Source organism: Hymenobacter negativus (assembly GCF_017571495.1).
Classification (GTDB): Bacteria; Bacteroidota; Bacteroidia; order Cytophagales; family Hymenobacteraceae; genus Hymenobacter; species Hymenobacter negativus.
This window is the reverse complement of record NZ_JAGETZ010000004.1, coordinates 424,877-449,671: the sequence shown is the minus strand read 5'-3', so window position 1 is coordinate 449,671 and position 24,795 is coordinate 424,877. Positions and strand designations below refer to the sequence as shown.

Sequence of the window (24,795 nt, the reverse complement as noted above, 5' to 3'; positions counted from 1 at the left end):
GCGGCACTAGTTATTGACCTCACACCTTTTAATGCACCGCGAAAAAGCGTGAGGTTGGTTGCGACCTCACGCTTTTTCGCGGTGCATTAAAAGGTGTGAGGTCGCAACCGACCTCACACAATTTTAACTGGTATGAAAAGCTGTGTGTCTGCCGGGTGCCAGCGGGCTATAGGGGCGGGGTTTATCTGGATTTTACGGGCGATGGTAGAAAAAAAGCCGGCTGCCGGGGGCTGTCGGCGGTAAGTTTGGGGTATGAAGCCAAGGCCTACCTCATTTCCACCAGTTATTTATCTGTTTCGTTTGCTGCTGGGTTCACCGGGGCGGCTGGCCGGCGGCGCGGCGTTGGCCACGCTGGCGCTGAGCCCGCAGCTGGCACAGGCGCAGGGCCGGGTTACCATCAGCGGCACCATCAAAGACGCGGGCACGGGCGAGGACCTGACCGGCGCTTCCATTCGCATTGTGGAGCTGCCCGGTACCGGCGCGGCGGCCAACGCCTACGGCTTCTACACCCTCACGATACCGGCCGGCACCTACACGGTGGAGGCCAGCTTTGTAGGCTACAAGGCCCAGCCGCGCAAGGTGACGCTCGACAAAAGCCAGCGGCTCGACTTCAAGCTGAGCAGCGGCGGCCAGGAGCTAAACGAAGTGGTGGTGACCGGCCGCGGCAGCCAGGCCAACATCAGCAAGGCCCAGTCCGGGGTAGAGACGCTGGACATGAAGCAGATTGCCAAGGTGCCGGTGCTCTTCGGCGAGAAGGACGTCATCAAAACCCTGACCTTGCTGCCGGGCGTGAAAACGGCGGGGGAAGGCAGCAGCGGCTTTTCGGTGCGCGGTGGCAACGTGGACCAGAACCTGATTCTGCTCGACGAGGCGCCGGTGTACAACGCCTCGCACCTGCTCGGCTTCTTTTCCACCTTCAACTCCGATGCCATCCGCGACCTGACCGTGTACAAGGGCGGCATGCCCGCGCAGTACGGCGGCCGGCTGTCGTCGGTGGTCGATATCAAGATGAAGGACGGCAACAACCAGCAGCTGCACGGCAGCGGCGGCATTGGGCTCATTGCCTCGCGGCTGGCGCTGGAAGGGCCCATTGTGAAGGACAAGGGTTCGTTTCTGGTGACGGGACGGCGTACGTACGCCGACGTTTTCCTGAAGCTCAGCTCGAACCCGACCACCAAAAGCGCCAGCCTTTACTTCTACGACTTCAACGCCAAGGCCAACTACACGCTCAACGACCGCAACCGCCTCTACTTTTCGGGCTACCTGGGCAGCGACGTGCTGGGCATCCAAAGCTTCGGCACCAATTACGGCAACCAGACCGCCACGCTGCGCCTCAACCACCTGTTCACCGACAAGCTGTTCAGCAACACCTCGCTCATCTACAGCAAGTACGGCTACCAAATCAAAATCAAAAGCAACGACCTGGATTTCAGCATTGACTCCAAAATAATGGATTTCAACCTGAAGCAGGACTTCGAATACACGCCCAGCGCCACCCAGACGCTACGTTTCGGCGTGAATGCCATCTACCACACCATCACGCCCGGCCACGTCACGGCCGCCGCCGATGCCGCCGTGAACTCCACGGCCGATAAAACCAATTACTCGCTCGAAACCGCTGCCTACGTTTCGCACGAGTGGGCCCTGACCGAGAAGCTGGATTTTACCACTGGCCTGCGCCTGAGTGAGTTCAGCCTGCTGGGGGCCGGCGACTACTCCACCTACAACACGGCCGGCACGGTGGTAAACACCACGCACTACGGCGCGGGCGAGTTCATCAAAACCTACTTCAACCTGGAGCCGCGCTTTGCCGCCAGCTACCAGGTCACGGCCAACACGTCCCTGAAAGCTGGCTACGCCCGCAACGTGCAGAACCTGCACCTGCTCAGCAACTCGGCCGCGTCGTCGCCCACCGATTTGTACGTGCCCACCACGCTCAACGTGAAGCCCGAACTGGCCGACCAAATTTCGGCCGGCTACTTCCGCAAGCTGGGTAAAAACCAGGACTATTCCTTTTCAGCCGAAGTCTATTACAAGTGGCTGCAAAACCAGGTCGACTACCGCGACGGCACCCAGCTGCGCGGCAACCAGGACGTGGAAAGCACGCTGCTCTACGGCAAGGGCCGGGCCTACGGTGTAGAGTTTCTGCTGAAAAAGGAAACCGGCCGCCTCACCGGCTGGGTGGGCTACACGCTGAGTAAATCGGAGCGCCAGTTCACCGAAATCAACAGTGGCAGCTGGTTCAACGCCCGCCAGGACCGGCCCAACGACCTTTCCGTAGTTGCCGTGTACGAGCTCAACCCAAAGTGGAGCTTCTCGGGCACCTTCGTGGCCAGCACCGGCAACGCCGTAACCTTCCCAGTAGGCAAATACTACGTGGCCGGCCAGGCCGTGAGCCTCTACGGCCAGCGCAATGCCGACCGCCTGCCCGGCTATCGCCGCCTCGACATCGGGGCCACCCTCGAAAAGCCGCAGCAGGAAGGCAAGCGCTTCCACCACAGCTGGAACTTCTCCATCTACAACGTGCTGGGCCGCGAAAACCCCTACAGCATCACCTTCCAAACCGTGCCTGGCGATGCCACCCGCACCGAGGCCTTGCAAACCGCCCTGTTCCGAATGGTGCCGTCGGCCACGTACAATTTTCAGTTCTGATGTTCTGGCAGGGGCCTAAACTCCCAGTCCTTTCTGTTAGAGGATGCCAGACGACAACAGCACTATCAGCAATAGCAAGAATGCCATGCTCATCCGCGCCTGCTCGGCACCCCTCTCCATCGGAGAGGGAGCCGGGAGGTGAGGCCCCGCCAGAACAATCATGAAACCAACATACCTCCTCGCTGCCTGCGCCCTGTTCCTCGCCACTTCCTGCCAGAAAGTCGTCACCCTCGACCTCAAGGAAACAGCCCCGCAGCTCGTCATCGAAGGCAACCTGGCCGATGATGGCCGGCCCTGCACCGTGCTGCTCTCGCGCAGCGTGAGCTACACCCAAACCAATACCTTTCCCGCCATCAGCGGCGCCGTCGTTACGCTGAGCGACGACGCGGGCGGCCTCGAAACCCTGACTGAAACCAGCACGCCCGGCCAATACCAGGGCCGCACGGTACTGGGCCAGTCGGGCCGCCGCTACACCCTGCGCGTGGAGGTGGAAGGCCAGTCCTACGTGGCTGTTTCCACGCTGCCGGCGCTGGTGCCCTTCGCCGGCCTACGTGCCCAGAAAGCGCCCATTGGCGACCGAATCCAGGTGCTGCCCGAATTCAACGACCCGGCGGGTGGCCGCAACTACTACCTTTTCCGGCAGTACCGCAACGGGCGCCTGAACAAGGCCATCTACCTGCAAAACGACGAATTCACCGATGGCAAGCCCAACAACCGGGGCCTCGGGGGCCGAAACAGCGAAGAGGTTGACGACCTTGTGGCGGGCGACAGCGTGCACGTGGAAATGCAGAATGTGGACGTTGATACCTACGAATACTTCCGCACGCTCAACCTGACCCTGCAAGGCGGTGGCGCGGCCACCGCCTCGCCCGCCAACCCCAAGTCGAACTTCACCGGCAACGTACTGGGCTACTTCAGCGCCCACACGCAGCGGCACCGCACCATCCTGGTGCCAGCTCTGTAAAGGGTTGTTTGCCTAGCTGCTACGGGAAAGGAAATCATGCTGAGTGCAGCCGGACCGAAGGTCGTCGTAGGCAAGCATCTCTACTACCTCGCCTGATTCCTCTCTCCATCGGAGAGGGCCGGAGGCAGTCCTTACGTCAGAATGAGGCAGCTGCTACGCTTCCAGTTTCCCCAACCCTCTCATGCCGTCTCCCTTCCTTCAACCCCGGGTTCTTCGCATCCTGATACACGTGGCCGTGTGGCTGGCGCTGGCCGCGCTGGTGGTGGGCTTCGTGCAGCTGGGGTTGGGGGTGGAGGTAGCATTTAACTGGCGCGTGCTGCGGGTCTTATTCCCATTGGGCCTGTTGGCGGGCTTTTTCTACCTGAACTACTGGGTTCTGATTCCGCGACTGCTGGCTCAGCGGCGCTTCGCCGGCTACTTCGCGCTGGTGGTGTTTATTGGGGTAGCGTTTGCCATGCCCATGATTTTGCGGCATTTCGGGGTAATCACCAAACCGACCCACCCGGCGCGCCTGGCGGCGTACCACCCCCTCCAGATGGTGTCCGTGGCCCTGGTGCTGACGTGGGTGGTGAGCAGCGCCCTGCGCATCACCGGCGAATGGCTGCAAAGCGAGGAGATGCGCAAGCAGCTGCACAGCGACCAGCTGGCCGCCGAGCTGGCCTTCCTCAAGTCGCAGGTCAATCCGCACTTCCTCTTCAATACCCTCAACAACGTCTATTCCCTGGCCGAGCTCAAGAGTGACGACGCCCCCGCCGCCATCCTCAAGCTCTCGCACCTGATGCGCTACATGCTCTACGAAGCCCACGCGCCCCGCGTGCCGCTCACCCACGAAATCGAGCACCTGCGCACCTACGTCGACCTCCAGCGCCTGCGCCTCGACCCCGACCAGGTCCCCATCTCCTTCGACCTCGAAGGCGACCCGCACGGTCACCTCATCGAGCCCATGCTACTCATTCCCTTCGTTGAAAACGCCTTTAAGCACGGCATCAGCTTTCAGCACCCTTCCGATATCGGCCTGCACCTGCGGGTGGGAGAGGATGGCTTGCTTTTTACGGTGCGCAACCATGTATTTGCCGCGGCTCCCGAAGCCCCGGCCGGCACTACGCCCGTGGGCGGCGTGGGCTTGCAAAACGTGAAGCAGCGCCTCCGGCTGCTCTACCCCAGCCGCCACAACCTGGCCCTCTACCGGACCGAAACCGACTTCACCGCCACCCTCACCCTCACCTTCGACCATGCTCCGCTGCCTGTTAGTTGATGACGAGCCGCTGGCCCTGCGGCTGCTGGCCAGCTTCGTGGCACGGGTGCCCGGTCTTGTGTTGGTGGGCACCTGCCGCAGCGCTCTCGAAGCCCACGAAGTGCTCCGCCGCGAGTCGGTAGACGTCATTTTCCTCGACATTCAGATGCCCGACCTCTCCGGCGTAGAGTTTGTGCGCAGCCTGCGGCCTGAGGCGCTGGTCATCTTCACCACGGCCTACGAATCCTTTGCAGTGGAAGGATTCGCTCTCAATGCGCTGGATTACCTGCTGAAGCCCATTGCCTTCGACCGCTTTCTGCAAGCCGTGCAGCGCGCCCAGGACCGGCTCGCTGTGGCGGCCGAAGCTACACCACCCGCTCCCACACCGCCCGAAGACTACATCTTCGTGAAAGCCGACTACCACTCCCAGCGCGTCAGTCTGCGCGATATTCGCTACCTGGAGGGCCTGAAGGACTACGTGAAAATCTTTACCTCCGCGCCGCGCCCCCTGCTCACGCTCAACTCCCTCAAAGCCTTTGAGGAGCGGCTGCCGGCCACCGATTTTGTGCGCGTGCATCGTTCCTACATCGTGGCGCTGGGCCAAATTGACTCTATTCGTAAAAACCGGATTTATATGGGGGAGGATGTGATTCCGGTTGGCGACGCATTTGTGGAGTCCTTCAACCGTGCAATCGAAAAGCGGAACATGCACTGACTGGCGCCAGCAATCCGAAAGGCCATGCCAGCTCGCGTTGCGCAAGTAATTCCAACGCAGGCTGAAGTGCCGCTTCGGGGGTACTCGTGCCATCCAACTCCAGGTAGCCGTATTTTTGGCCGGCGCAGCCTCCAATCGGCTGCCGCCTGCTTTGCATGATAGTCTATAAATCGTCCGACTGGTGGGAGGCCCTGCGCCACCTGCGCGCCTCCGGCATCATCCGCTCGTTGCTGAAGCGGGTGCTGTGGGTGGGACTCTACGCCACCGCCGTAACGGCCGTTGTTATTCTCTACCACCGGCTAAATGTGGCCGTCGATAAAGAGTTCTTCTCCTTTCTGGGCATCTTGCTCAGCCTGCTGCTGGCCTTCCGGACCAATACTGCCTACGACCGTTTTTACGAAGGCCGCCGCCTGTGGGGCCAGCTCGTGAATAATTGCCGTAACCTGGCCGTGCTGCTGCACGCCCGCCTGCCCGCCGACGATTACGCCACCCGCACCTACCTCGCCCGGCTGCTTTCCAACTTCCCCATTGCTCTGGATGGCCACCTGCGCAAAGGCGTCCGCTTCGAAAAGCTGGAAGCCGTCGAACCCGGCTTCATCGAGCATTTGCAGACCGTGCGGCACGTGCCCTCGCGCCTCTCGGCCATGCTGCAGGAATTCTATGAAGACCTGCTGCGCGAGGAGCGGATTTTACCCATCCACCTCATTACCATCCAAAAGCATCACGAAGCGTTGCTCGATGTGGCTGGGGCTTGCGAGCGAATTAAATCCACGCCTATTCCCTTCTCCTACAGCTATTTCATTAAGGGTTTCATCACGGTGTTCATCCTCACCATGCCCTTCAACCTGCTCGATACTTACCAGTGGCTCACGGTGCCCATCACCATGTTCGGCGCCTACGCCCTGCTGGGGGTCGAGATGATTGGCGACGAAATTGAAGACCCCTTCGGCAAAGACAGCAACGACCTCCCGCTCACCCAGATTTCCAACCGCATCCGGGCCAATGTGCACGAAATCCTGGGCGTCGACCTGCACGAAGATATTCGCGGCCTGGCCGACGCGCCGTACAGCGTAGTGTTCTAGCAGAACGAGTACCGCGAAATTCCATTTCGCCTTGCGCCAGGGTTGGCTTGAGATGAAGCGAATGGCGCAGGCGTGAGGCGAAATGGAATTTCGCGGTACTCGTCTTACGCCACCATCTGCTTCTTATAAGCTCCCGGCGTCACGCCCTCGTACTTTTTAAACAGTGCCTGGAAGTAGGAAAGGTTGTTAAAACCCGCCCGCAAACACACTTCCGCCACGCTGGCCAGCGGGTGGCGCAGCAGCCGTTTGGCCTCGCCCAGTCGCTCACGAATGATGAACTCGACCGGCGTAATCCCGAACTCGCGCTTGAACACGCGGAAGAACGTGGCCTTGCTCATGCAAGCCAGCGCGCTCAGCTTATCAATCGTCAGATTTTCGGCCAGGTGTTCCTTGATGTATTCCACCACGGCGGCGAAGCGGTGTGTGGTGAGGTGCCGGGCGTAGTCGTGAAAAATAAGCTGGCGGGCCTGCGTCTGCATCAGGCGCACGAGCAATTCCTGGAGCGTAAAGCCGGCCAGCACGTCCTTATTAATATCTGATGTGCGCGACACGGCTACCAGGCGACCCAATGTATCGGTTAGCTCCGGCGTGTTGGTGAGGTGGGCATATTCGGGGCCCTGAATGGCCCAGGGCTGGTGGGTTTCAGCTTTCGGATACCGCTCATTCAGCAAATCCACGGTGTGGCGGATGGTGTCGGGCGCGATGGCCACGGCCAGGCACTGCGTGGGCTGGCAGAGGCAGGCGTCGGGAAAGTCGATTTCCATTAGCTCGTCCTTGTCCACCACCACACTTTCACCGGGGAAGTAGTCAAAAGCTTCGCGGCCGGGCAGGTGCATCACTTTCTTGCCGCGCAGCATGGTGGTCAGGGCCAGTCCTTCGAGGCGCAGGGGCACGCGGTGAGCGGCGCGGTGCGTTTCAAATACGTTGAGCTCGAAGCCTTCCAGGTTGTACACCGTCCGGTTTTCTACCAGCGAGTGCAGGCGTTCGAAGGCGAGCGGGGCAATGGCGGCAGGCAAATGGACGCGCGAAGGCATAGTGAAGTGGCTTGGTGAGGGAGTACACACTCCTAACACGGGAAGATGCTGGCAAGTTGCGACAATTTTCGCACACATTGCGACAATACCACAACCCGGCCGCCAAGGAAAAAGGGACCTTTACACCGTTTCCCATTCACCAAATTCCCACGTTCCAAAAGCCATGGCTGAAACCCTCGAAGAAACCACCACCGTGGTGGCCCGCCCCCAGTTCAAGAACCATTACGACAACTTCATCGGCGGCAAATGGGTGGCGCCCGTCAAGGGCCAGTACTTTGATAACCCGTCGCCCATCGACGGCAAAGTATTCACCAAAGTAGCCCGCAGCACTAAGGAAGACATCGACTTAGCCCTCGATGCCGCCCACGAAGCCTTCAAAACCTGGGGCAAAACCTCCGCCACCGAGCGCAGCAACATCCTCAACAAAATTGCCAATCGCATCGAGGAAAACCTCGCCCACCTCGCCGCCGTGGAATGCGTCGAGAACGGCAAGGCCATCCGCGAAACCACTTATGCCGACATGCCGCTGGTCATTGACCACTTCCGGTATTTTGCCAGCGTAATTCGGGCCGAGGAAGGCAACGTGACGGAGCTGAACAGCACCACGGTTTCGATGAATATTCAGGAGCCGCTGGGCGTCATCGGCCAGATTATTCCCTGGAATTTCCCGCTCCTCATGGCCACTTGGAAGCTGGCCCCGGCCATTGCGGCCGGCTGCACCGTGGTGATGAAGCCTGCCGAGCAAACCCCCGCCAGCATCATGATTCTCATGGAGCTGATTCAGGACCTGGTGCCCCCGGGAGTCATCAATGTGGTGAACGGCTTCGGTCTGGAGGCTGGCAAGCCGCTGGCCTCGTCGCCGCGCATCAATAAGGCCTCGTTCACGGGCGAGACAACAACCGGCCGCCTCATCATGCAGTACGCCGCCGAAAACCTCATCCCCGTGACCATGGAGCTGGGCGGCAAGTCGCCGAACATCTTCTTCAAATCCGTGATGGATGCCGACGACGACTTCCTCGACAAAGCCATCGAAGGCGCCGTGATGTTTGCCCTGAACCAGGGCGAAATCTGCACCTGCCCCTCGCGCATGCTCATCCAGGAAGACATTTACGACGAGTTCATTGCCCGTGTCATTGAGCGGGTGAAGGCCATCAAGCTGGGCAACCCGCTCGATATGGAAACCATGATGGGCGCGCAAGCCTCCAACGACCAGTTCGAGAAAATCCTGAGCTACCTCGAAATCGGCAAGGCCGAAGGGGCCGAAGTGCTGGTGGGCGGCGAAGCTTACTCGCAGGCCGACGGCGCGCTGGCCGAGGGCTACTACATCCAGCCCACCATGTTCCGGGGCCACAACAAGATGCGGATTTTTCAGGAGGAAATCTTCGGCCCGGTGGTATCCGTCACCACCTTCAAAACGGTGGAGGAAGCCATCGAAATTGCCAACGACACGCTCTACGGCCTCGGCGCCGGCGTCTGGACCCGCGACGCCCACGAGCTGTACCAAGTGCCCCGCGCCATTGAGGCCGGCCGCGTGTGGGTGAACTGTTACCACGACTACCCTGCCGGCGCGCCCTTCGGCGGCTACAAAGCCTCCGGTTTCGGCCGCGAAAACCATAAGATGATGCTAAGCCACTACCGCCAGAACAAGAACATGCTTATCAGCTACAGCCAGCAGAAGCTGGGCTTCTTCTAGGGCTAATTAGCTTCGCTGCTTAGCTCAAAAAGGACGGTCATGCTGAGCGTAGTCGAAGCATGACCGTCCTTTTATTTCGCAGTAGTATCAGCTGGTTTGGGCAATGCTACTGGTCGTAGTTGCGAATCGAAATATGCAATGCCGTTTTCGTTTTTCTCGCTGCTGTCAAAGGCAACGGCTAGTGGCGGCAGGAGCAGCCATTCTTCCTCTTCAATAGCTTGGCGGGCCTGTTTTATAATACTGTTGTCGTCGGTGCCCCAGACCAGTGGGCGCGGCTCAAAATTGAGGTAGATTTCGCCGTCCGCATCGGTTTCTCCGAACAGGGAAACGCACGGCACCTGCTCGCCCAATTGCTCGGGATGTACAGTGAGCTGCGGAACAACAACCTGCTTCACGCCCCATACGATACCGCCAGTTTCGTCCTCATCGTCGTCGCTGGTTCGTACATCGGCCAGGCAGGTGATGGTCAGCGGATTCAAATTGGAGATGATGCCTGGAATCAGCAAGCCGTTGCGGTAGGCATCGCCCTTGAGCGTTTGCGGCAGCCGTGAGGCAATAAATAGCACCGGCAGGGCCAGCACCCCAAAAATGCTTCCCCATATCTGGTGCTGGAAGTACCAAAGGGCGACACCTATAGCCAACAGGACCAACCCAGCTAAGCCCCAGCCGCGCAGCAATTTGCTGTATTTCTGGTGGTAGATGTCGAGCCGCCGGACTTTGCGCATGTCCGGCTCAATATTCACGGCCCGGGAGGCCACTGAATTGTTCAGAAATTCGCCGGGGTCACCTACTGTTCGTTCCATGTGCGCCTTGGGTTGAAGGGTACTTAAGCCAACGGCAAGGCCTCAAATCGGGTTGTGCTGTTGCGTGAGGTTTCACGGCGAGGTCATCCCAATTGGCGTTGCATTTCGAAGCATCCTTTTCGTAGTAAATGCGTCTTGTTCAGAAACCAATGCATCGACCTTATGAAACGCTTGTTCTTGTTTTTGGTACTTCTGAGCGGGGCTCACGCGGCCCAGGCCCAACTGCTGCCCGTGCCCGGCAGCAAGAATCCGGATTGGAAAGCAGAAAAAGCGGAAGCGCTGCCGGATGCTACGCCAGTTGGCGAGCCGCTCAAAACCGACCGTATGCCTAACGCAGGGCAAAGAAGCATCTCCAGCAGCGGCAACCGGCACTACCACTGGGACGCCGAGCACCAACTGGCTTACCAGTGGCTAAGCCGCCCCGGCTCGGGCACCGTCGCACCCGACAAGGAGGTGCTAGTGCGCGAAGAGCGGACAGGCATCACCTACACCTTTCGCCGCAAGCAATAATCTCTAACTGACCCCGACCATGCCCACCCCCCGCGTCCTCGTCACCACCGCCGCCGAAGCCACCATCGACCTGCTCCGCGACGAGCATGGCCCGCTTATGTTTCATCAAAGCGGCGGCTGCTGCGACGGCTCCTCGCCCATGTGCTTTGCCAAGGGCGAGTTTCGGGTGGGCAGCAACGACACGTGGCTGGGCCGCATTCACGGCTGCGACTTCTTCATAAGCGCCAGCCAGTTTGCCTACTGGAAACACACCCAGCTCACGGTGGACGTGGTGAAGGGCCGCGGCGCGAGCTTCTCGTTGGAAATCCCGCTCGGGGTGCGTTTCCTCATCCGCTCGCGGCTTTTCACCGAGGACGAGGAAAAGGACATGGAGCCGGTGTACGCCGGCGATGAGTACCCGGAAATTACTGAGGCGGCGTCTTAAGTTTACGCTGTGATACTAACTGCTGAAATTCGTCAAAAATTTGGAGTCATCGGCAATTGCAACGACTTGCAAGAAGTCTTGGCTATTGTTGTGGTCCGGCGTTTCAACTTAGTTGAATGGCGGAATGTAGCCGCCTTTGGAATGGTGCTCTGTGCCACGCAAGCCGTTAGGGAAACGAGCTTTTATCACGATACCTGCCATGTTGTCGACCAATTGGCCCTTGGTAAGGTGGCGTTGGACCGTGCAGGCGGTCACAGTATGGTAGTTGCGTCGACAACAGGCGCAATTCTCATGAACGCCCAAATTTATGTGTACAAAGAAGCTATGCCTTGTACGGAGTGGCCATTGCCAGCCGAAGTCGCTGCCTTCGTGCTCGACAAGGCCTGTCAACTGGTGGACATGTAGCCGCGCTGATGCTTCGGCCAGCAGGTACCAGCCGAAGCATCATTTTCTGGCGGGTTTCCGTCAGTACTATTGCTCCTGAAAATGATACAGGAACGTAACCACGCCCGTGTATGCGGGCTTTTTTGCGCCCTCAATCTCCAGCGCTACTTCGATGCGGGTTTTAGCGATGCCGCGCAGGTTGGCTATTGATAGTAGCTTGGCGCGGAGGCGCACGGCGCTGTCTACGGTCACGGCCTGGTTGAAGCGGAGCGACTCGATTTCGTAGTTCACCTGCATTTTCAGGTTTTCAATGGTCACGATTTGCTGCCAGAGGTAGGGTAGGAGCGCCACCGTGAGGTAGCCGTGGGCAATGGTGGCCTTGAAAGGCGACTCCGTGGCAGCTCGCGCGGGGTCGGTATGAATCCACTGAAAATCGAGCGTGGCGGCGGCAAACTGGTTGATTTGCTCCTGCGTGATGGTGTGGAATTCGGACGTGCCCAACTCCTGGCCGGCGTATTGTTCTAGTTCGGCGAGGCTGCCAATGGTAATGCTCATAGCGGGGCAAAGCGGTTAAAAATGGCCGCAAACATACGTCTTTTGTCAGTGCTGGTGGTGCCGGGTCAGGACTGCGGGGTGGCATTGGCGGGCTCGGTCGACTTATCGGCGGTGTCGGCTCGCACGTTAGCTTGTTGCTCGCGAACCCAGGCCTCGTTGCTGGCCCGGGGCATCACGATGGGAACTTGCAGGCACACGCTTTGGGCGGGCAGCACCTGGTTCCAGTCCGCGATGAGCTGCTTGTAGGCCGCGCCAACGGGGCGGATGTTGCGGTCCAGGTCGTACAATCCCAGCGGGTTCACGTTGCCATTGGGCTCGCGCAGGGCAGTGTCCCAGTCCACTTGGTCGGTGAGGGAATACCAGGTGAAGCCAATCATGGGCACCCCGTCGTTGCGCACGCGCAGCACGTTGGCCCACTCTTTCCATAACCAGTTCACGGCTTCGTCGCCGCAAGGGCCCTGCCAGAGGTTGGTTTCGGTATGCATTACGGGCAGGCGGTAGCGGTCGTGGTACTGACTGGTGATGACGTGGTAGCCAAAGACTTCGCCCGAGGCCGAGGTGCTGCCGTCGGCCCGCACGCGGTGTTCGTTGGTGCGGTAGTAGTCGTTGCCCATGATGCAGTGGTGCTTCAGGCTATTGCCCTGGAAGAAGTGGTACTCGTCGCGCGTCATGCCGTTGTCGAACAGGTACTCGTACATCTCCGAGTTCACGCGGCGGCCGTAGTTCAGGTCTAATGACAAAAACCGGCGGGCGTTCATGATTTCGGCGGGCTTGATGGCGGCCGGGTTTTCGGCGTGGAAATACTCCGACGACTCGCTCTGAATGAAAATGGCATCGGGCCGCACTTCCAAGATGGACTGCATGGCCATGACGTTGGCCTTCACGATGTACTTAAGCGCTGTTACGAAGGCCTGGTCGCTGCTCAACTGCTCGTTCCACCAGCCATACAGGGCCGAAAATTGCGCACAGATGTACATCTCGTTCACCGGCGTGTAGAGCTGCACCCACGGAAACCGCTGCGCAAACGCCCGCGCATATTGCGCAAACAGCACCGGAAACTCCGGATTCTGGAAGTTGCCCAGCCAGTCAGGCACGCCGAAGTGGCACAGGTCCACGATGGGCGCGATGTTGCGCCGTAGCAGGTCCTGAAACGTTACGTCGGCAAAGCTCCAGTCGTATTTGCCCGGCCCCAGCCAAGTGGTGTGAATGGGCGGCCCGTAGCGCAGGAAGCAGATGCCCAGCTCCTGTACCAACTCAAAATCGCGCTGCCAGAACTTATAATGGCCGCATTTCTCCATCTCATCCACGCGCAGCTTGCCGTTTTGGATGGTGGGGTTGCTGTTTTCGATGCCAGTAGCGAATAGGAATTGCGGGCCCATGCGGGTGGGAATGGAGCGCCGGTTTCGGACGGCGCCGGTGGGTGAGAAAGTTGATGCCCAGCTTACTCCGTTCGGTGCGCTGGCGTTGCGATTTGTAAGTAGTGCGGACCACCAGGGCCACGCTACTTACAGGTTGCGCGTTTCTACAATCTTCATCTCTGCATCGAACCGGTAAACGTGTACGCCGCCGGTCACGATTTCCAGCGCCATTACCTGCTCGGGCGTGAGATGCTCCAAATACATGCGCAACCCGCGCAGCGTATTGCCGTGCGATACGATGAGAATATTCTTGCCGGCCCGGAGCTGGGGCACGATTTCGGCTTCATAAAATTTTACGGTTCGGGCCTGGGTTTGCTGGAGGCTTTCGCCGCCGGGCGGGGCAACATCGTAGCTGCGCCGCCAGATGTCGACCTGTTCCTGGCCGTATTTCAGGGCGATTTCGGCTTTGTTGAGGCCTTGCAGGTCACCGTACATCCGCTCCTTCAGGGCCTCGATGTGGTGCACCGGGATAGTGGCCCAGGCCGGCCGGGCCACAATAATGTCCAGCGTGCGCTCGGCCCGGATGAGGGTGGAGCTGTAAGCCGCATCGAAGTGGTAGCCGCGCAGCTTTTCGGCCACTAACTGCGCTTCCTCGTCGCCTTTGGGGCTGAGCGCCACATCGAGCCAGCCAGTGAAAACATTTGCAAGGTTGGCCGTCGATTCGCCGTGTCGGACGAGCACCAGTAATCCCATTAATACAATTGATTAAGCGGCACTAACCGGCCGTTGGCTAACAACTCGTCCGGGGCATGGCAGGTTTGAAAATCCGCTTGGCACGAGTACCCGAATTTCCAATTCGGCCCGCATAGGACTCGCGGGCCGATGCCTGAGCTATATGCGCAAGGTGCGCCGAATTAGAAATTCGGGGTACTCGTTCAGGCCAGGCGTTCGAGGAGAGCGTCCTGCATGGCAATCCACTGCTCGTACTCATCACCTTCTTCCCAAAGCTCCTTGAGCTCAGACTTTTTAAGAATAACCTTAATAGCCTTGCGCGTCAGTCGCTGGGCCGATTCGGGGTTGGTGAGGTGCAGATTTTGAGCGCTTTGCAGCAGGTCCTCGGGGAAGCCGCGTACGGGTTTGCCCAAGGCGGCGGCGATGATTTCGGCGGCGGCCAGGGCTTCGCTGGCTTCGTCAGCTTCGGGGTACCCTTCGTCGGCGACCGATGCCAGGGTTTCGAGCAGCATGGTTTCGTTGGGGTCGTCCTGAAAAGCAGCAGCGTAGTCGGCCGCCATGTCGTTGTCGAAATTGCCAGTTCCCCAGGTACCCATGTTGTATAACGCAGTAAAATAGAAAGCTGCAATAATACCAACTCGACCCATTTTACCAACAGGCTATATAATAAAAATGCCTCTCTGACAGTAGAGAGGCATTTTTATTATTCCCGTAATATGGCAGATTACGCCGGGCTGGGCTCTGGCGCGGGGCCTTTTTCCTCGTGGTGGCCGCCGTGCTCCTCATCAGGCTTGTAGTTCTTCTCCAGCTCGGCCAGTTTCTCCTTGCCGTAGGCGAAGCGGGTGATGAGGACGTAGAGCACCGGCACGATGAAAATGGCCAAGGCTGTGGCCGCCAGCATGCCGCCGAGTACCGTCCAGCCCAAGGTCTGGCGGGCTTGCGAGCCAGCGCCGGAGGCAAACGTGAGCGGCGCAATGCCCAGAATAAAGGCCAGCGAAGTCATAATGATGGGGCGCAGGCGCAGGCGCACGGCTTCGAGCGTGGCATCTACCAGCGGCATGCCCTTATCAACCCGTTCCTTGGCAAATTCGATAATCAGGATGGCGTTTTTGGCGGATAGACCAATCAGCGTAATCATCCCGATTTGAGCGTAGATATTGTTGGTGAGCTTGGGCAGGAAAAACAGCGCCAGGATGGCTCCGAAGATGCCCACCGGCACCGCCAGCAGTACCGAGAACGGCACCGACCAGCTCTCATACAGGGCCGCCAGGAATAGGAACACGAAGGCAATAGACAGCGCAAAGATGTAAATCGTCTGGCCGCCCGCCAGTAATTCTTCGCGGCTCAGGCCCGAGAATTCGTAACCGTAGCCCTGCGGCAGGGACTTGGCAGCTTCCTCCTGCAGGGCTTTAATAGCGTCGCCGGAGCTGTAGCCCGGGGCCGGGTTGCCGTTGATTTCGGCCGAGCGGAACAAGTTGTAGTGCGAGATGAGCGGGGCGCTTTCGGTGCGCTTGTAGGTGGTGAGGCTGCTCAGGGGCACCATGGTGCCGGCGGAGTTGCGCACGTAGTACTGCCCGATGTTGGAGATGTCGCCTCGGTAGCTGCTGTCGGCCTGGGCCACCACGCGGAAGTTGCGGCCGTAGAGCGTGAAGTCGTTCACGTAGGCCGAGCCCAGGTAGGTGCGCAGGGCCGTGGCTACATCGGAGATGGATACGCCCAGCTTCTTGGTGTTCTCGCGGTTGATTTCGAGCTGGTAGCCCGGCGTGTTGGCCGTGAAGAAGCTGAAGCCGCTGGCAATTTCGGGCCGCTTCCGAATGGCCCCGAGGAAGCCTTGCAGGTTGGCATCAAAAGTCCTTACATCGCCCGAGCTTTCGCGCTCCTGCAGCACGAAGGAAAAGCCCCCAGTATTACCCAAGCCGGGGATAGCAGGCGGCGAAATCACCACGGTGGTGGCCTGCTTGAAGCGGGCCATGCGCTGCTGCACGTTGGCCATCAGCCCTTGCAGGCGCAGGGCCTCGTCCTTGCGGTCTTCCCAGGGCTCCAACTGGCAGAAAATGGTGCCGGAGTTCGATTTGGAGGAGAAGTTCACGGCGTTCAGGCCGCCGAGCGCGGCGTAGTGCGCAATGCCTTTCACCTGCGACAGCTCCTTCATCATTTCCTGAAGTGTAGCCACCGTGCTGGAGGTGCTGGAGGCTTCGGGCAGGTTGAAGGTGATGATGATACGGCCTTCGTCCTCGGTGGGCAGGAAGCCACTGGGCTTGCCTTTGAACAGCAGCACGGTGCCCGCCACAATGCACACCAGGATGACCACCACAAACTTGGAATTCTTGATGCCTTTGGCTACGCCGTTGCCATACTTGTCGGTCACGCGGCCAAACCAGTTGTTGAACTTGAAGAAGAACTTGTCTAAGCCTTTCGACTGGTCGTCGCGCTTGGTCGGCTTCAGCAAGAGCACGCACAGGGCCGGCGTGAGCGAAAGGGCTACGAAAGCCGAAATCAGCACCGAGATGGCAATGGTGATGGCAAACTGCTGATACAGCCGCCCAGTGATGCCCGGAATGAAGCCCACCGGCACAAACACCGCCGCCAGAATCAGGGCAATGGCAATAACCGGGGCCGAAATCTCGCGCATGGCTTCCAGCGTGGCATCGAGCACGTTCATTTCGCGGGCATCCATGTTGTGCTCCACGGCCTCCACCACCACAATGGCGTCATCGACCACAATCCCGATGGCCAGTACGAAACCAAACAGCGTGAGCGTGTTGATGGTAAAGCCAAGCGGAATAAAGAACATGAACGTGCCGATGATGGACACCGGAATGGCCAGCACCGGAATGAGCGTAGAGCGCCAGCTTTGCAGGAACAAAAACACCACCACAATAACGAGCAGCAGGGCGATTACCAGCGTTTCCACCACTTCGTGGATGGACACTTTTACCACGCTGGCCGCTTCGAAAGGCACGATGTAGGTGAGGTCGGCGGGGAACTGCTTTTTGAGCTGTTCCATGGTTTTGTTCACGTTCTCGAAGGTTTCGAGGGCGTTGGCGCCGGGGGCCTGGTACACCAGCAGGTAGGCGGCGCGCTTGCCGTCCACGTAGGAGTTGTTGCCATAGTTGAACTTGCCCAGTTCCATGCGGGCCACATCGCGCAGGTACACGATGCCGCCGTCCTGGTCGGGCCGGGTTTTCACAATGATGTCGCCGAATTCTTCGGTAGTAGCCAGGCGGCCCTGCACCGTCACGATGTACTCAAACGTCTGGCCCATTTGCTGGGGCGGCGCGCCGATGGAACCCGCCGCAATCTGGGCGTTCTGCTCCTGAATGGCCGCCAGCACATCATTGGCCGTGATGCCGAGCTGCGAAAGCTTATCGGGCTTCAGCCAAAGGCGCATCGAAAAGTCATCGGCGCGGCTCACGATGTCGCCCACGCCCTTGGTGCGCAGCAGGGCGTCCTTGATGTATACGTTGGCGTAATTGTCGAGAAAGGTGGCGTTGTGGGAGCCTTTGGGCGCAAAAAGCGCCACCAGCATCAGGATGCTGGGGTTTCGCTTGCGCACGGTGAGGCCGAGGCGCTGCACTTCCTGGGGCAGGGTGGGGGTGGCAATGCCCACGCGGTTCTGCACGTCGAGGGCGGCGATGTTGATGTCGGTACCGACCTCAAAGTTCACCGTCATGCTCATCTGGCCGTTGCTGGTGCTGTTGCTCTGGAGGTAGGTCATGCCGGGCGTGCCGTTCACCTGCACTTCCACCGGCGTGGCCACGGTTTGCTCCACGGTCTGGGCATCGGCGCCGGTGTACGTGCCCGATACTGACACCGTAGGCGGCGTGATTTCGGGGTACTGCCCGATGGGCAGCTTGAGCATGGCCAGCATGCCCACCAGCACGATGACCAGGGAGCTGACAATGGCCGTAACGGGACGGCGAATAAAGGTTTCTGCTATCATTTTCTATAGCTGTTGGCTAGTAGCCATTAGCTTTTAGGTTCAATTCTATTCTAATAAGAGGAACGTCATGCTGATAAGAGAAGCGGCTACTTCCCGGGGGCTGCGGGTGGGGCCTTGGGCACTTCCGTGGTAATCTTGGCACCGTCGCGCAGTTTTTGCACACCTTCGGTCACGATTTTTTCGCCGTCTTTCACGCCATCGAGCAGCACAATCTGGTCTTTCAGGCGCGGGCCGAGCTTCACTTTGCGCTGCTGAGCGGTGCTGCTGTCGGTGGCGGCGTACACGAAGTTTTCGCCCATTTGCTCCACGATGGCCTTAAATGGCACGACGATGCGCTGGCCCGACTGCGTATTGAGCACCTTTACCACGGCGCTCATCCCATCTTTCAGCTCGCGCTTGGGGTTGGCAAACTCCACGCGTACCGTGATGGTGCCAGTGCCGCTGTTCACGCCGCGGTCAATGGTGCGGATGTGGCCGGGCAGCGGGTATGTTTTCCCACCGGGCAGCACCAGGCGGATAGAGGAGTCGCCGCGGGCGACTTTACTATTCTGCAATTCGGCGAAGCGGGCAATGTCCGTTTGCGTCACCACAATGTCGACGCCCACCGGGTCTTCGCTCGAAATGGTGTTGAGCAGCGTGGTGCCGGCGCCCACCTGCGAGCCTAACCGCACCTGCGAGATGCCGATGCGACCCGAAAACGGCGCCGTGACACTGGAGAAGCCGAGGTTGTTGCGGGCGATGTTCACGGCGGCCTGGGCGGCGGCCACCTGGGCACGAGCCGTAGCAGCGGTGGTATTGGCGTTGTCTACCAGCTGCTTGGCCACAGCGTCTTGCTCGGCAAGGCGGCGGTAGCGGCCGGCGTTTACTTCGGCGTTGTTGGCGTTGGCCTGCACGCTGCGCAGGTCGGCCTGGGCCTGCTGGTAAGCAGCCTGATACTGGCGCTGGTCAATTTCGTAGAGCCGCTTGCCTTTGGGCACCACTTCGCCTTCCTTGAAATAGATGCCCGTCACGAAGCCAGTAACCTGGGTGCGCAGCTCCACGGTATTGAGGGCCACCACGGTGGCGGGGTATTCGTCGTAATACACAGCCTCAGTGGTGCGGGCCGCTACGAGGCTGACGGGCGTGGGCGGTGGGGCCGCGTTTTTCTTCTGCTCGTCTTCCTTTTTACCGCACGAGGCCAGGGCCAGTAGGCTTAGCGCCAGGTATTTCTTGTTCATCTTCATCTTAACTGTTCGCCGACAGCGGGGAAGCAGCGGCTTTTAGAGTATGTAGGGACGGCCACGCCTCGGCTGCGCTTGGCATGAAGGCCTGGAAGCGTACTTAATTAATAGTCCGTTGGCAGCGTGCCCAGCGTGCGTTGCAACTCCACCTTGCTACCCAGCACCTGGAACAGTGAGGTGTAGTAATTGAGCTGCGCGGTGCGAAGCGTCGTTTGGGCAATCAGCAAGTCGAGGTAGGCTTTGATGCCTTCGCGGTACTGCAAGTCGACCACGGTGTACACCTGCTTGGCCAAGTCGAGGTTGCGCTTGCCCACCAGGTAGTCGTTGAAGGTGCTCTTGTACGAGGCCAGGGCCTGGGTGTACTCGGTATTAATCTGGTTGCGGGTGCTGTTGATGTCCTCGTCGATGCGGTTGTCCTGCAGGCGGGCGCGGCGCAGGTTCTGGGTGCGCCGGAAACCGGTGAAAATGGGCAGCGCGGCCTGCAAACCCGCGTAGGAGTTTGGAAAGCGTTGAGCATAGAGGTTCCCAAACTCGTTGTTCTGGTACACCGCGTTGTAGTTGCCAAACGCGCTGAGCGACGGCAGGAAGCCCAGCCGATAGTAGTCGATGGTAACGCTTTGGAGCGACTTCTGAGTCAGGAGCTGCTGGAACTCGATGCGGCTGGCTACGTTCAGGCCAGCCGTGGTGTCGAACACGGCGTCGGTTTCCAGCTTCAGCGTGTCGTATTGCAGCGAGATGGGGCGCTCGGGCGGCAGGCCCATTAGCTGCTGGAGGTAGGCAGTTTTGGCCTTGATGCTTTCCTGGGCCTGCTTGCGGCCGGCCAACGAGTTGTTCAGCGAAATCTCGGCCTGCAGGTAGTCGGTTTTATCCACAATGCCCACGTCGTAGCGCGCCTTGGCATCCTGGTAGTTGCGCCGCAGCCGCACGATGTCCTCATTAAATACGTCGAGCTGCCGTTGCGAAAGCAGCACGTCGTAAAACGCCTTGCTCACGTCCGATACCACATTGATGCGCGTGTTTGTGGTGTTCTGCTGGGCCGCCTGCCGTGAGAAGCGGGCGCCCCGCGACGCCAGGTTTACATCGTTATTATAGATGACCTGCGTGCCCGAAAGCCCAATGGTGGAAGTGTTTTTCACCCCCAGCTGCCGGGGCTCATTCAGGCCGGTGGTCAGGTTGGGGAAAATGGTAGTAGGCAGCTGGAAATAGTGCTGCGCCGAGGCCGTGACGCCTACTTGCGGCAGCCAGGCAGCCTTGGCAATGCGGATTTCGGCATCCGTGACTTGCTCGTCAATTCGGGCTTGTCGCACCACGGGCTGGTTTACCAGTGCGTAGTTCAGGCACTGCGACAGCGTCAGGGTACTAGCGGGTGGGGGTGGGGCAACTGGTTGGGATAATGCGCAAAAAGGGGCAAACAGAAATAATCGAAACAGCGGTTTTAACGCCAACAAGGTTTGTTTCATAAATAGATAGGCAGAGGCAACTCACTAAGCAATACTGTTCGGTATCACCTTCGGATGGGCTAACCGGTAAAAGCCACTTTAACCAAGGTTCGTTAACACGATTCAGGCTGAAAGGTTACAGATAGCTAAAAAACCATCAGAAACGATTCGGGTCTTTTACTGTCAGGGTATTTCTGTCTAATACTTATGTATGTCAGATACTTATGCTGTTTAATCAGCACAGGATTACCTGACTGCCCAGGTCAGGCTGAACCGCCGCTACAATTCAGCCACTTGCAGCTGAATGTCCACATTGCGCCCGTGGTCGTCGGCGCAGGATATTTTCACCGTGCCGCTGGGCGGCCAAAAAAATACCCGCTCGGTAGCCGCTGCGGCCCGCAAAAACTGGTCGTTCACGTACCAGAATACTTGGCGCACTTCGCTGCCGGCCGCGCAGGTGAGCAGCATTTGTTGCTTCTCCTTGCGGTCGAGCACGTATTCGGCATGGTCGAGCGGAGAGGTGATGGCCAGGGCCGCGCCCGCGCCGTCGTTGGACGTGCGCACCAACTGGCAGGCGGGGTTGTGCGGCGGCAGGCGGCTGGACGGCAGCCCCTGAGCCTCCCGAAACGCCAGCACTTCCGGCAGTGGATTGGGGAACAGCTGCCGCCGAAAGCCCATTGCCGGCACGCAGGCCCGGCAGTAGGAAATGGCCCCATCGCCCGATACCAGCGTTTCTTTCTGATGCTCGCAGTGCCGCGCCGTCGACACGCCCGGCAGGTAGTAGTCAATCAGTTGGTTGGGGCAATGCTCGCCGGGCACAAGGCCGGTTTCGGCGCAGACCAGCCGGAAGTCCAGCGTGGCGGGCGGCACAGCCCAGTTGTTGGGGGAGTTGTAAGCCAGGGCGTTGAACAGGTCGAAGAGCAGGGGCGAAGCCACGTCGGCGCCGGTCAGGGACGGGCTGCCCTGCCCACTGAAATTACCCACCCACACGCCAATGGTGTAATCCTGGTTGTAGCCAATGCTCCAGGCATCGCGTCGGCCATAGCTGGTGCCGGTTTTCCAGGCAATTTTGGGCAGGTGGCGGCTGTTCTGGTAGCCCATCGGCAGGTCAGGGCGGGTGCGCTGAGCCAGGATGTCAGTGATGAGGAAGGCAGCGGCGGGGGAGATGAGGGGCGTTCCGGCGGGAATTTCATCTCCTGCCCCCCTATTCAAAAGAGAGGGGACACCGGTTTTGCGCGGAGTTGAATCGTCAGGCTCCCCTCTCTTTTGGAGAGGGGTCGAGGGTGAGGTTCCGGCAGGTAGTGAGGTAAGCCGTAACCCCCGGTACCGCCCGCCGTCTGCCAGCGCCGCGTACAGGCCCATCAGTTCCTCCAGCGTCGCCCCGCAGCCGCCCAGAACGGTGCTGAGGCCTAGCAGCGGGGCGGCTTTGGCCACGCTTTTGAAGCCGGCCTGCCGCAGCTTGTCGGTGAGAGTGGGCACGCCAACTTCGGCCAGCACGCGCACGGCAGGGATGTTGAGCGAATAGGTGAGGGCGCGCTCCACGGTCACTTCGCCGGCGTAGGTTTTGTCGAAATTCTCGGGGTGGAAGCCGCTGAAATTGGTGGGCACGTCGGGCAGCTTCAGCTTGGGCGTTACGATGCCGCGGTCCACAGCCAGGGCGTAGAGGAAGGGTTTGAGCGTGCTGCCCGGCGAGCGTACGGCGCGCACGCCATCAACCTGCCCGCTGCTGGCCGCATCCTGAAAATCGGCGGAGCCCACATAAGCTTCCACGGCGCGGGTGCGGTTGTTCACGACCAGCACAGCGGCCTGCGAAATGCCCAGTTCGTGCAGGCGGCGCACGTAGTTTTTAGTCAAATCCTCGGCTTTGGCCTGTGGGGCGCGGCGTAGCGTAGAACTGATGATGGGCTGACCAGGAAACTGCGTCACGAGCCGCCGTGCCAGGTGCGGCGCCAGTGTGGGGGCGGCGTGGCGCTGCACGTCCAGCGGCTCGTTCACCGCGTCTTCAATGTCCTGGTCGGGGAACAGGTGCTGCTGCTGAAACTGCCGCAGCCAGCGGTTGCGCTCGGCCAGAATACGGTCGTTGTTTTTGCCCAGCACCAGCACGCGGGGCTGGTTCGGGATGATGGCCAGCGTCACGGTCTGGGCCAGCGAGAGGTAGTCGGGGGGCTGTTGGAAATAGAGCAGCGCGGCCGACTTCACGCCTTCGATATTGCTGCCGTAGGGCACCAGGTTCAAGTAAAGCTGCAGAATTTCGGCCTTGCTGTAGTGCGCTTCCAGCTGCATGGCGCGCAGCATTTCCTTGAGCTTATTGCCGAAGGTGCGCTCCTTGGGCTCCAGCAATCGGGCCACCTGCATGGTGATGGTGCTGGCCCCGGTGGTGCGTCCCTTGCCAAACAGATTGCGCCCGGCGGCCTGCATTATTGCCACCGGGTTCACCCCAAAATGGTAGCGGAAGTATCGGTCCTCTTTATTGATGATGGCCTGCTGTAAAGCGGGCGTGATTTCGGCCAGCTCCGTTTTCATGCGCCATTTCTGAGTGGGGTTCAAGAAGGCGTGAAGCACGGTGCCATCAGCCGCCAGCACGATGGGGGAGTAGCGCGGCGCCGGCGGCAGGGGGAAGAGGCGGTCGAGGACAAAAACCAGCAGCAGCCCGCAGGCTATGCCAATTCCATTCCGTACCCAATGCCGCTTGCTCATCCCGAAAGTTACTACTGAGCCGCTTTCTCCCGAAACCGGCGACGGCGCAACGTGTCCATACGCTGCTCCAGCGCATCATCAGCAATGAACATGGCTGGGTTGAGGTCGGCATCGCGGAGGGAGTCGAGCAGGGTCTTAGCGACATCGTATTGATGCTGATTCATGAGGTTGTCGGCTCGGCTAAGCAGCTGCTGGCCCCGGGCTTCGGCGGCTGGGCTGTCGGCCTCCCGGATTACGTGGCCCCGGCCATCGGTACGGAAGTAGAAGAAGTAGGCCATCCAGAGGACCATGGCGAGAAACATGGTCAACAGGATAATCAGAAGGCGGCGGTTTAAGACGAACATAAACAGAATTGATGGAAAAGGAACCTACCGTACGCTTGCTACTGGCGCGAGTTTAGCGCAAATGCTACCTGGACCAGTTTCAAAGTCCGCGCTACTGGAAATGCTTACTCATCGTCCTGACGCGGCGCTGGATGCTCCTTTCCTCACTATCCCAATCACGTTCGGCAGTGCAAATGCTTCCTGAGAATTATCGTTTTCGGTAAAGCCCGTTTCGTAGCTGCCGAATAAATTACGCTCGGTAGCACCACTTTTCAGGTACAAGCTGGCCTCCGGGCCGCCTTCCAGGTACATGGCCTGCTGAATGTTCAGTGGCGCTTGCAGGAGGATGTCCACGTAGTCGTGCATGGTGTAGGGCGAGCGGCAGAATATCATCAGTGCCTGCCCTTCCTTGTCCATGCCCCACACCGCCGAACTCCATTTTTTGGGCTGTTGCGCCCAGGTATTATTCTGGTGGCAGTCTATCATGCGTACGCTTTGCGAAACGGATTGGTAGCGCTGGGCCTGCTGTTCCCAGTCGGCCTCACATCCCCGGTCAATCAGCTTGATTTCGGCTTGTGAACTATCAGTGGGGTTGAAAGCCAGCAGGCAGTTGTCGGCGTTGAAGGCCGTGTTATTAATGGACTTGTAGTTGCGCATATAGCCGGTGTTTTGCCCGTCGGGTTGGTACATACCGGCATTGATGCAGGCGACCAGCTTCTCCTGTTGGCACCACTGCGCCGCTGTCTTGCGTTGGTCTTTGAATCGGACCGACTCCAGCAAGCGGAAGGCGTAGAAATTCGGGTTGATGCGAAGAATGGTGATTTTAGAATCGCCTAGCTCAGATTTGCTTACGGGCGTGTATTCGCCCAGCGCCAGACCTTGGTCGAGCTGCTGCCACACCAATGCATCAGCTTTGGCTTGGGGCAACAGGGCCGAACTGCCCGCCTCGAAGGCAGCCAGTGACTCAAGCAACACAAGCAGTAAGCGTCTCATTGTTTCCGAAGTCTTGGAATAGCAGGCACAGCCCTACCGT

The 24,795-nt window shown here is 59.5% G+C and carries 21 protein-coding genes; 9 read left to right on the top strand and 12 right to left on the bottom strand.

All coding sequences use genetic code 11. The annotated features are described in order from the left end of the window. Positions 1 to 252 precede the first annotated feature (252 nt). The 5 genes from J4E00_RS11665 to J4E00_RS11645 all read left to right on the top strand — a co-directional run bounded on the left by J4E00_RS11665 (position 253) and on the right by J4E00_RS11645 (position 6,647). Complete coding sequence (locus tag J4E00_RS11665; RefSeq protein WP_208175324.1) at positions 253 to 2,652, top strand: TonB-dependent receptor; 2,400 nt, start codon at positions 253 to 255, stop codon at positions 2,650 to 2,652. Between the two features lie 160 nt (positions 2,653 to 2,812). Then, complete coding sequence (locus J4E00_RS11660; protein WP_208175323.1) at positions 2,813 to 3,616, top strand: DUF4249 domain-containing protein; 804 nt, start codon at positions 2,813 to 2,815, stop codon at positions 3,614 to 3,616. Between the two features lie 181 nt (positions 3,617 to 3,797). Next, positions 3,798 to 4,871: a sensor histidine kinase gene (locus J4E00_RS11655; RefSeq protein WP_208175322.1), complete on the top strand. Its 1,074-nt coding sequence runs from the start codon at positions 3,798 to 3,800 to the stop codon at positions 4,869 to 4,871. Further along, a complete protein-coding gene (locus tag J4E00_RS11650) occupies positions 4,849 to 5,565 on the top strand; it encodes a LytR/AlgR family response regulator transcription factor (protein WP_208175321.1) in 717 nt (238 codons plus the stop codon). Before J4E00_RS11655 ends, J4E00_RS11650 begins: the two co-directional genes overlap by 23 nt. A 155-nt stretch (positions 5,566 to 5,720) precedes the next feature. Then, positions 5,721 to 6,647 carry a bestrophin family protein gene (locus J4E00_RS11645; protein WP_208175320.1) on the top strand — a complete coding sequence of 309 codons (927 nt, stop codon included), beginning with the start codon at positions 5,721 to 5,723 and terminating at the stop codon, positions 6,645 to 6,647. 104 nt (positions 6,648 to 6,751) lie between these two features. On the opposite strand, the gene J4E00_RS11640 is transcribed toward J4E00_RS11645, so the two are convergent. Then, positions 6,752 to 7,681 (bottom strand): AraC family transcriptional regulator, encoded by a 930-nt coding sequence (locus J4E00_RS11640; protein ID WP_208175319.1) that lies wholly within the window; start codon positions 7,679 to 7,681, stop codon positions 6,752 to 6,754. A 163-nt stretch (positions 7,682 to 7,844) separates the two neighbouring features. On the opposite strand from J4E00_RS11640, the gene J4E00_RS11635 reads away from it, so the two are divergent. Next, complete coding sequence (locus J4E00_RS11635) at positions 7,845 to 9,374, top strand: aldehyde dehydrogenase family protein (RefSeq protein WP_208175318.1); 1,530 nt, start codon at positions 7,845 to 7,847, stop codon at positions 9,372 to 9,374. A gap of 71 nt (positions 9,375 to 9,445) precedes the next feature. Here the strand turns inward: J4E00_RS11635 and J4E00_RS11630 are convergent, their stop codons facing one another. Further along, positions 9,446 to 10,177: a DUF3239 domain-containing protein gene (locus tag J4E00_RS11630; protein ID WP_208175317.1), complete on the bottom strand. Its 732-nt coding sequence runs from the start codon at positions 10,175 to 10,177 to the stop codon at positions 9,446 to 9,448. Between the two features lie 162 nt (positions 10,178 to 10,339). Here J4E00_RS11630 and J4E00_RS11625 point away from each other — a divergent pair, with 162 nt between their 5' ends. The 3 genes from J4E00_RS11625 to J4E00_RS11615 are packed head-to-tail and all read left to right on the top strand — an operon-like array spanning position 10,340 to position 11,516. After that, on the top strand, positions 10,340 to 10,687 hold the full coding sequence (locus J4E00_RS11625; RefSeq protein WP_208175316.1) for a hypothetical protein: 348 nt from the start codon (positions 10,340 to 10,342) through the stop codon (positions 10,685 to 10,687). A 19-nt stretch (positions 10,688 to 10,706) separates the two neighbouring features. Beyond that, positions 10,707 to 11,111, top strand: coding sequence for a DUF779 domain-containing protein (locus tag J4E00_RS11620; RefSeq protein WP_208175315.1), 405 nt, complete (start codon positions 10,707 to 10,709; stop codon positions 11,109 to 11,111). 9 nt (positions 11,112 to 11,120) lie between these two features. Further along, complete coding sequence (locus J4E00_RS11615) at positions 11,121 to 11,516, top strand: hypothetical protein (RefSeq protein ID WP_208175314.1); 396 nt, start codon at positions 11,121 to 11,123, stop codon at positions 11,514 to 11,516. A gap of 66 nt (positions 11,517 to 11,582) precedes the next feature. Here J4E00_RS11615 and J4E00_RS11610 read toward each other — a convergent pair whose 3' ends face one another. The 10 genes from J4E00_RS11610 to J4E00_RS11565 form a co-directional block, all read right to left on the bottom strand. After that, on the bottom strand, positions 11,583 to 12,050 hold the full coding sequence (locus tag J4E00_RS11610) for a MaoC family dehydratase (protein ID WP_208175313.1): 468 nt from the start codon (positions 12,048 to 12,050) through the stop codon (positions 11,583 to 11,585). A gap of 65 nt (positions 12,051 to 12,115) precedes the next feature. Further along, positions 12,116 to 13,429 (bottom strand): family 1 glycosylhydrolase, encoded by a 1,314-nt coding sequence (locus J4E00_RS11605; RefSeq protein ID WP_208175312.1) that lies wholly within the window; start codon positions 13,427 to 13,429, stop codon positions 12,116 to 12,118. A gap of 126 nt (positions 13,430 to 13,555) precedes the next feature. Continuing rightward, complete coding sequence (locus J4E00_RS11600; protein WP_208175311.1) at positions 13,556 to 14,161, bottom strand: 2,3-bisphosphoglycerate-dependent phosphoglycerate mutase; 606 nt, start codon at positions 14,159 to 14,161, stop codon at positions 13,556 to 13,558. A gap of 182 nt (positions 14,162 to 14,343) precedes the next feature. After that, positions 14,344 to 14,736, bottom strand: coding sequence for a DUF4259 domain-containing protein (locus tag J4E00_RS11595; RefSeq protein ID WP_208175310.1), 393 nt, complete (start codon positions 14,734 to 14,736; stop codon positions 14,344 to 14,346). A gap of 128 nt (positions 14,737 to 14,864) precedes the next feature. Continuing rightward, complete coding sequence (locus J4E00_RS11590; RefSeq protein ID WP_208175309.1) at positions 14,865 to 18,083, bottom strand: efflux RND transporter permease subunit; 3,219 nt, start codon at positions 18,081 to 18,083, stop codon at positions 14,865 to 14,867. Between the two features lie 86 nt (positions 18,084 to 18,169). Further along, positions 18,170 to 19,300 carry an efflux RND transporter periplasmic adaptor subunit gene (locus J4E00_RS11585; RefSeq protein ID WP_208175308.1) on the bottom strand — a complete coding sequence of 377 codons (1,131 nt, stop codon included), beginning with the start codon at positions 19,298 to 19,300 and terminating at the stop codon, positions 18,170 to 18,172. Positions 19,301 to 19,407: 107 nt separating this feature from the next. Beyond that, positions 19,408 to 20,763, bottom strand: a complete 1,356-nt coding sequence (locus J4E00_RS11580; RefSeq protein WP_208175307.1) for a TolC family protein — start codon at positions 20,761 to 20,763, stop codon at positions 19,408 to 19,410. A gap of 258 nt (positions 20,764 to 21,021) precedes the next feature. After that, entirely contained in the window at positions 21,022 to 23,439 is a 2,418-nt protein-coding gene (gene pbpC, locus J4E00_RS11575; RefSeq protein WP_208175306.1) for a penicillin-binding protein 1C, read from the bottom strand. A gap of 11 nt (positions 23,440 to 23,450) precedes the next feature. Further along, on the bottom strand, positions 23,451 to 23,783 hold the full coding sequence (locus J4E00_RS11570; protein ID WP_208175305.1) for a hypothetical protein: 333 nt from the start codon (positions 23,781 to 23,783) through the stop codon (positions 23,451 to 23,453). 108 nt (positions 23,784 to 23,891) lie between these two features. Beyond that, positions 23,892 to 24,755: a phosphodiester glycosidase family protein gene (locus tag J4E00_RS11565; RefSeq protein ID WP_208175304.1), complete on the bottom strand. Its 864-nt coding sequence runs from the start codon at positions 24,753 to 24,755 to the stop codon at positions 23,892 to 23,894. Positions 24,756 to 24,795 lie beyond the last annotated feature (40 nt).

What these genes read in the sequence shown, in the direction of transcription:
- J4E00_RS11665 (WP_208175324.1), top strand. Translation starts at nt 253, where the DNA reads ATGAAGCCAAGGCCTACCTCATTTCCACCAGTTATTTATCTGTTTCGT.
- J4E00_RS11660 (WP_208175323.1), top strand. Translation starts at nt 2,813, where the DNA reads ATGAAACCAACATACCTCCTCGCTGCCTGCGCCCTGTTCCTCGCCACT.
- J4E00_RS11655 (WP_208175322.1), top strand. Translation starts at nt 3,798, where the DNA reads ATGCCGTCTCCCTTCCTTCAACCCCGGGTTCTTCGCATCCTGATACAC.
- J4E00_RS11650 (WP_208175321.1), top strand. Translation starts at nt 4,849, where the DNA reads ATGCTCCGCTGCCTGTTAGTTGATGACGAGCCGCTGGCCCTGCGGCTG.
- J4E00_RS11645 (WP_208175320.1), top strand. Translation starts at nt 5,721, where the DNA reads ATGATAGTCTATAAATCGTCCGACTGGTGGGAGGCCCTGCGCCACCTG.
- J4E00_RS11640 (WP_208175319.1), bottom strand. Translation starts at nt 7,681, where the DNA reads ATGCCTTCGCGCGTCCATTTGCCTGCCGCCATTGCCCCGCTCGCCTTC.
- J4E00_RS11635 (WP_208175318.1), top strand. Translation starts at nt 7,845, where the DNA reads ATGGCTGAAACCCTCGAAGAAACCACCACCGTGGTGGCCCGCCCCCAG.
- J4E00_RS11630 (WP_208175317.1), bottom strand. Translation starts at nt 10,177, where the DNA reads ATGGAACGAACAGTAGGTGACCCCGGCGAATTTCTGAACAATTCAGTG.
- J4E00_RS11625 (WP_208175316.1), top strand. Translation starts at nt 10,340, where the DNA reads ATGAAACGCTTGTTCTTGTTTTTGGTACTTCTGAGCGGGGCTCACGCG.
- J4E00_RS11620 (WP_208175315.1), top strand. Translation starts at nt 10,707, where the DNA reads ATGCCCACCCCCCGCGTCCTCGTCACCACCGCCGCCGAAGCCACCATC.
- J4E00_RS11610 (WP_208175313.1), bottom strand. Translation starts at nt 12,050, where the DNA reads ATGAGCATTACCATTGGCAGCCTCGCCGAACTAGAACAATACGCCGGC.
- J4E00_RS11605 (WP_208175312.1), bottom strand. Translation starts at nt 13,429, where the DNA reads ATGGGCCCGCAATTCCTATTCGCTACTGGCATCGAAAACAGCAACCCC.
- J4E00_RS11600 (WP_208175311.1), bottom strand. Translation starts at nt 14,161, where the DNA reads ATGGGATTACTGGTGCTCGTCCGACACGGCGAATCGACGGCCAACCTT.
- J4E00_RS11595 (WP_208175310.1), bottom strand. Translation starts at nt 14,736, where the DNA reads ATGGGTACCTGGGGAACTGGCAATTTCGACAACGACATGGCGGCCGAC.
- J4E00_RS11590 (WP_208175309.1), bottom strand. Translation starts at nt 18,083, where the DNA reads ATGATAGCAGAAACCTTTATTCGCCGTCCCGTTACGGCCATTGTCAGC.
- J4E00_RS11585 (WP_208175308.1), bottom strand. Translation starts at nt 19,300, where the DNA reads ATGAACAAGAAATACCTGGCGCTAAGCCTACTGGCCCTGGCCTCGTGC.
- J4E00_RS11580 (WP_208175307.1), bottom strand. Translation starts at nt 20,763, where the DNA reads ATGAAACAAACCTTGTTGGCGTTAAAACCGCTGTTTCGATTATTTCTG.
- pbpC (WP_208175306.1), bottom strand. Translation starts at nt 23,439, where the DNA reads ATGAGCAAGCGGCATTGGGTACGGAATGGAATTGGCATAGCCTGCGGG.
- J4E00_RS11570 (WP_208175305.1), bottom strand. Translation starts at nt 23,783, where the DNA reads ATGTTCGTCTTAAACCGCCGCCTTCTGATTATCCTGTTGACCATGTTT.
- J4E00_RS11565 (WP_208175304.1), bottom strand. Translation starts at nt 24,755, where the DNA reads ATGAGACGCTTACTGCTTGTGTTGCTTGAGTCACTGGCTGCCTTCGAG.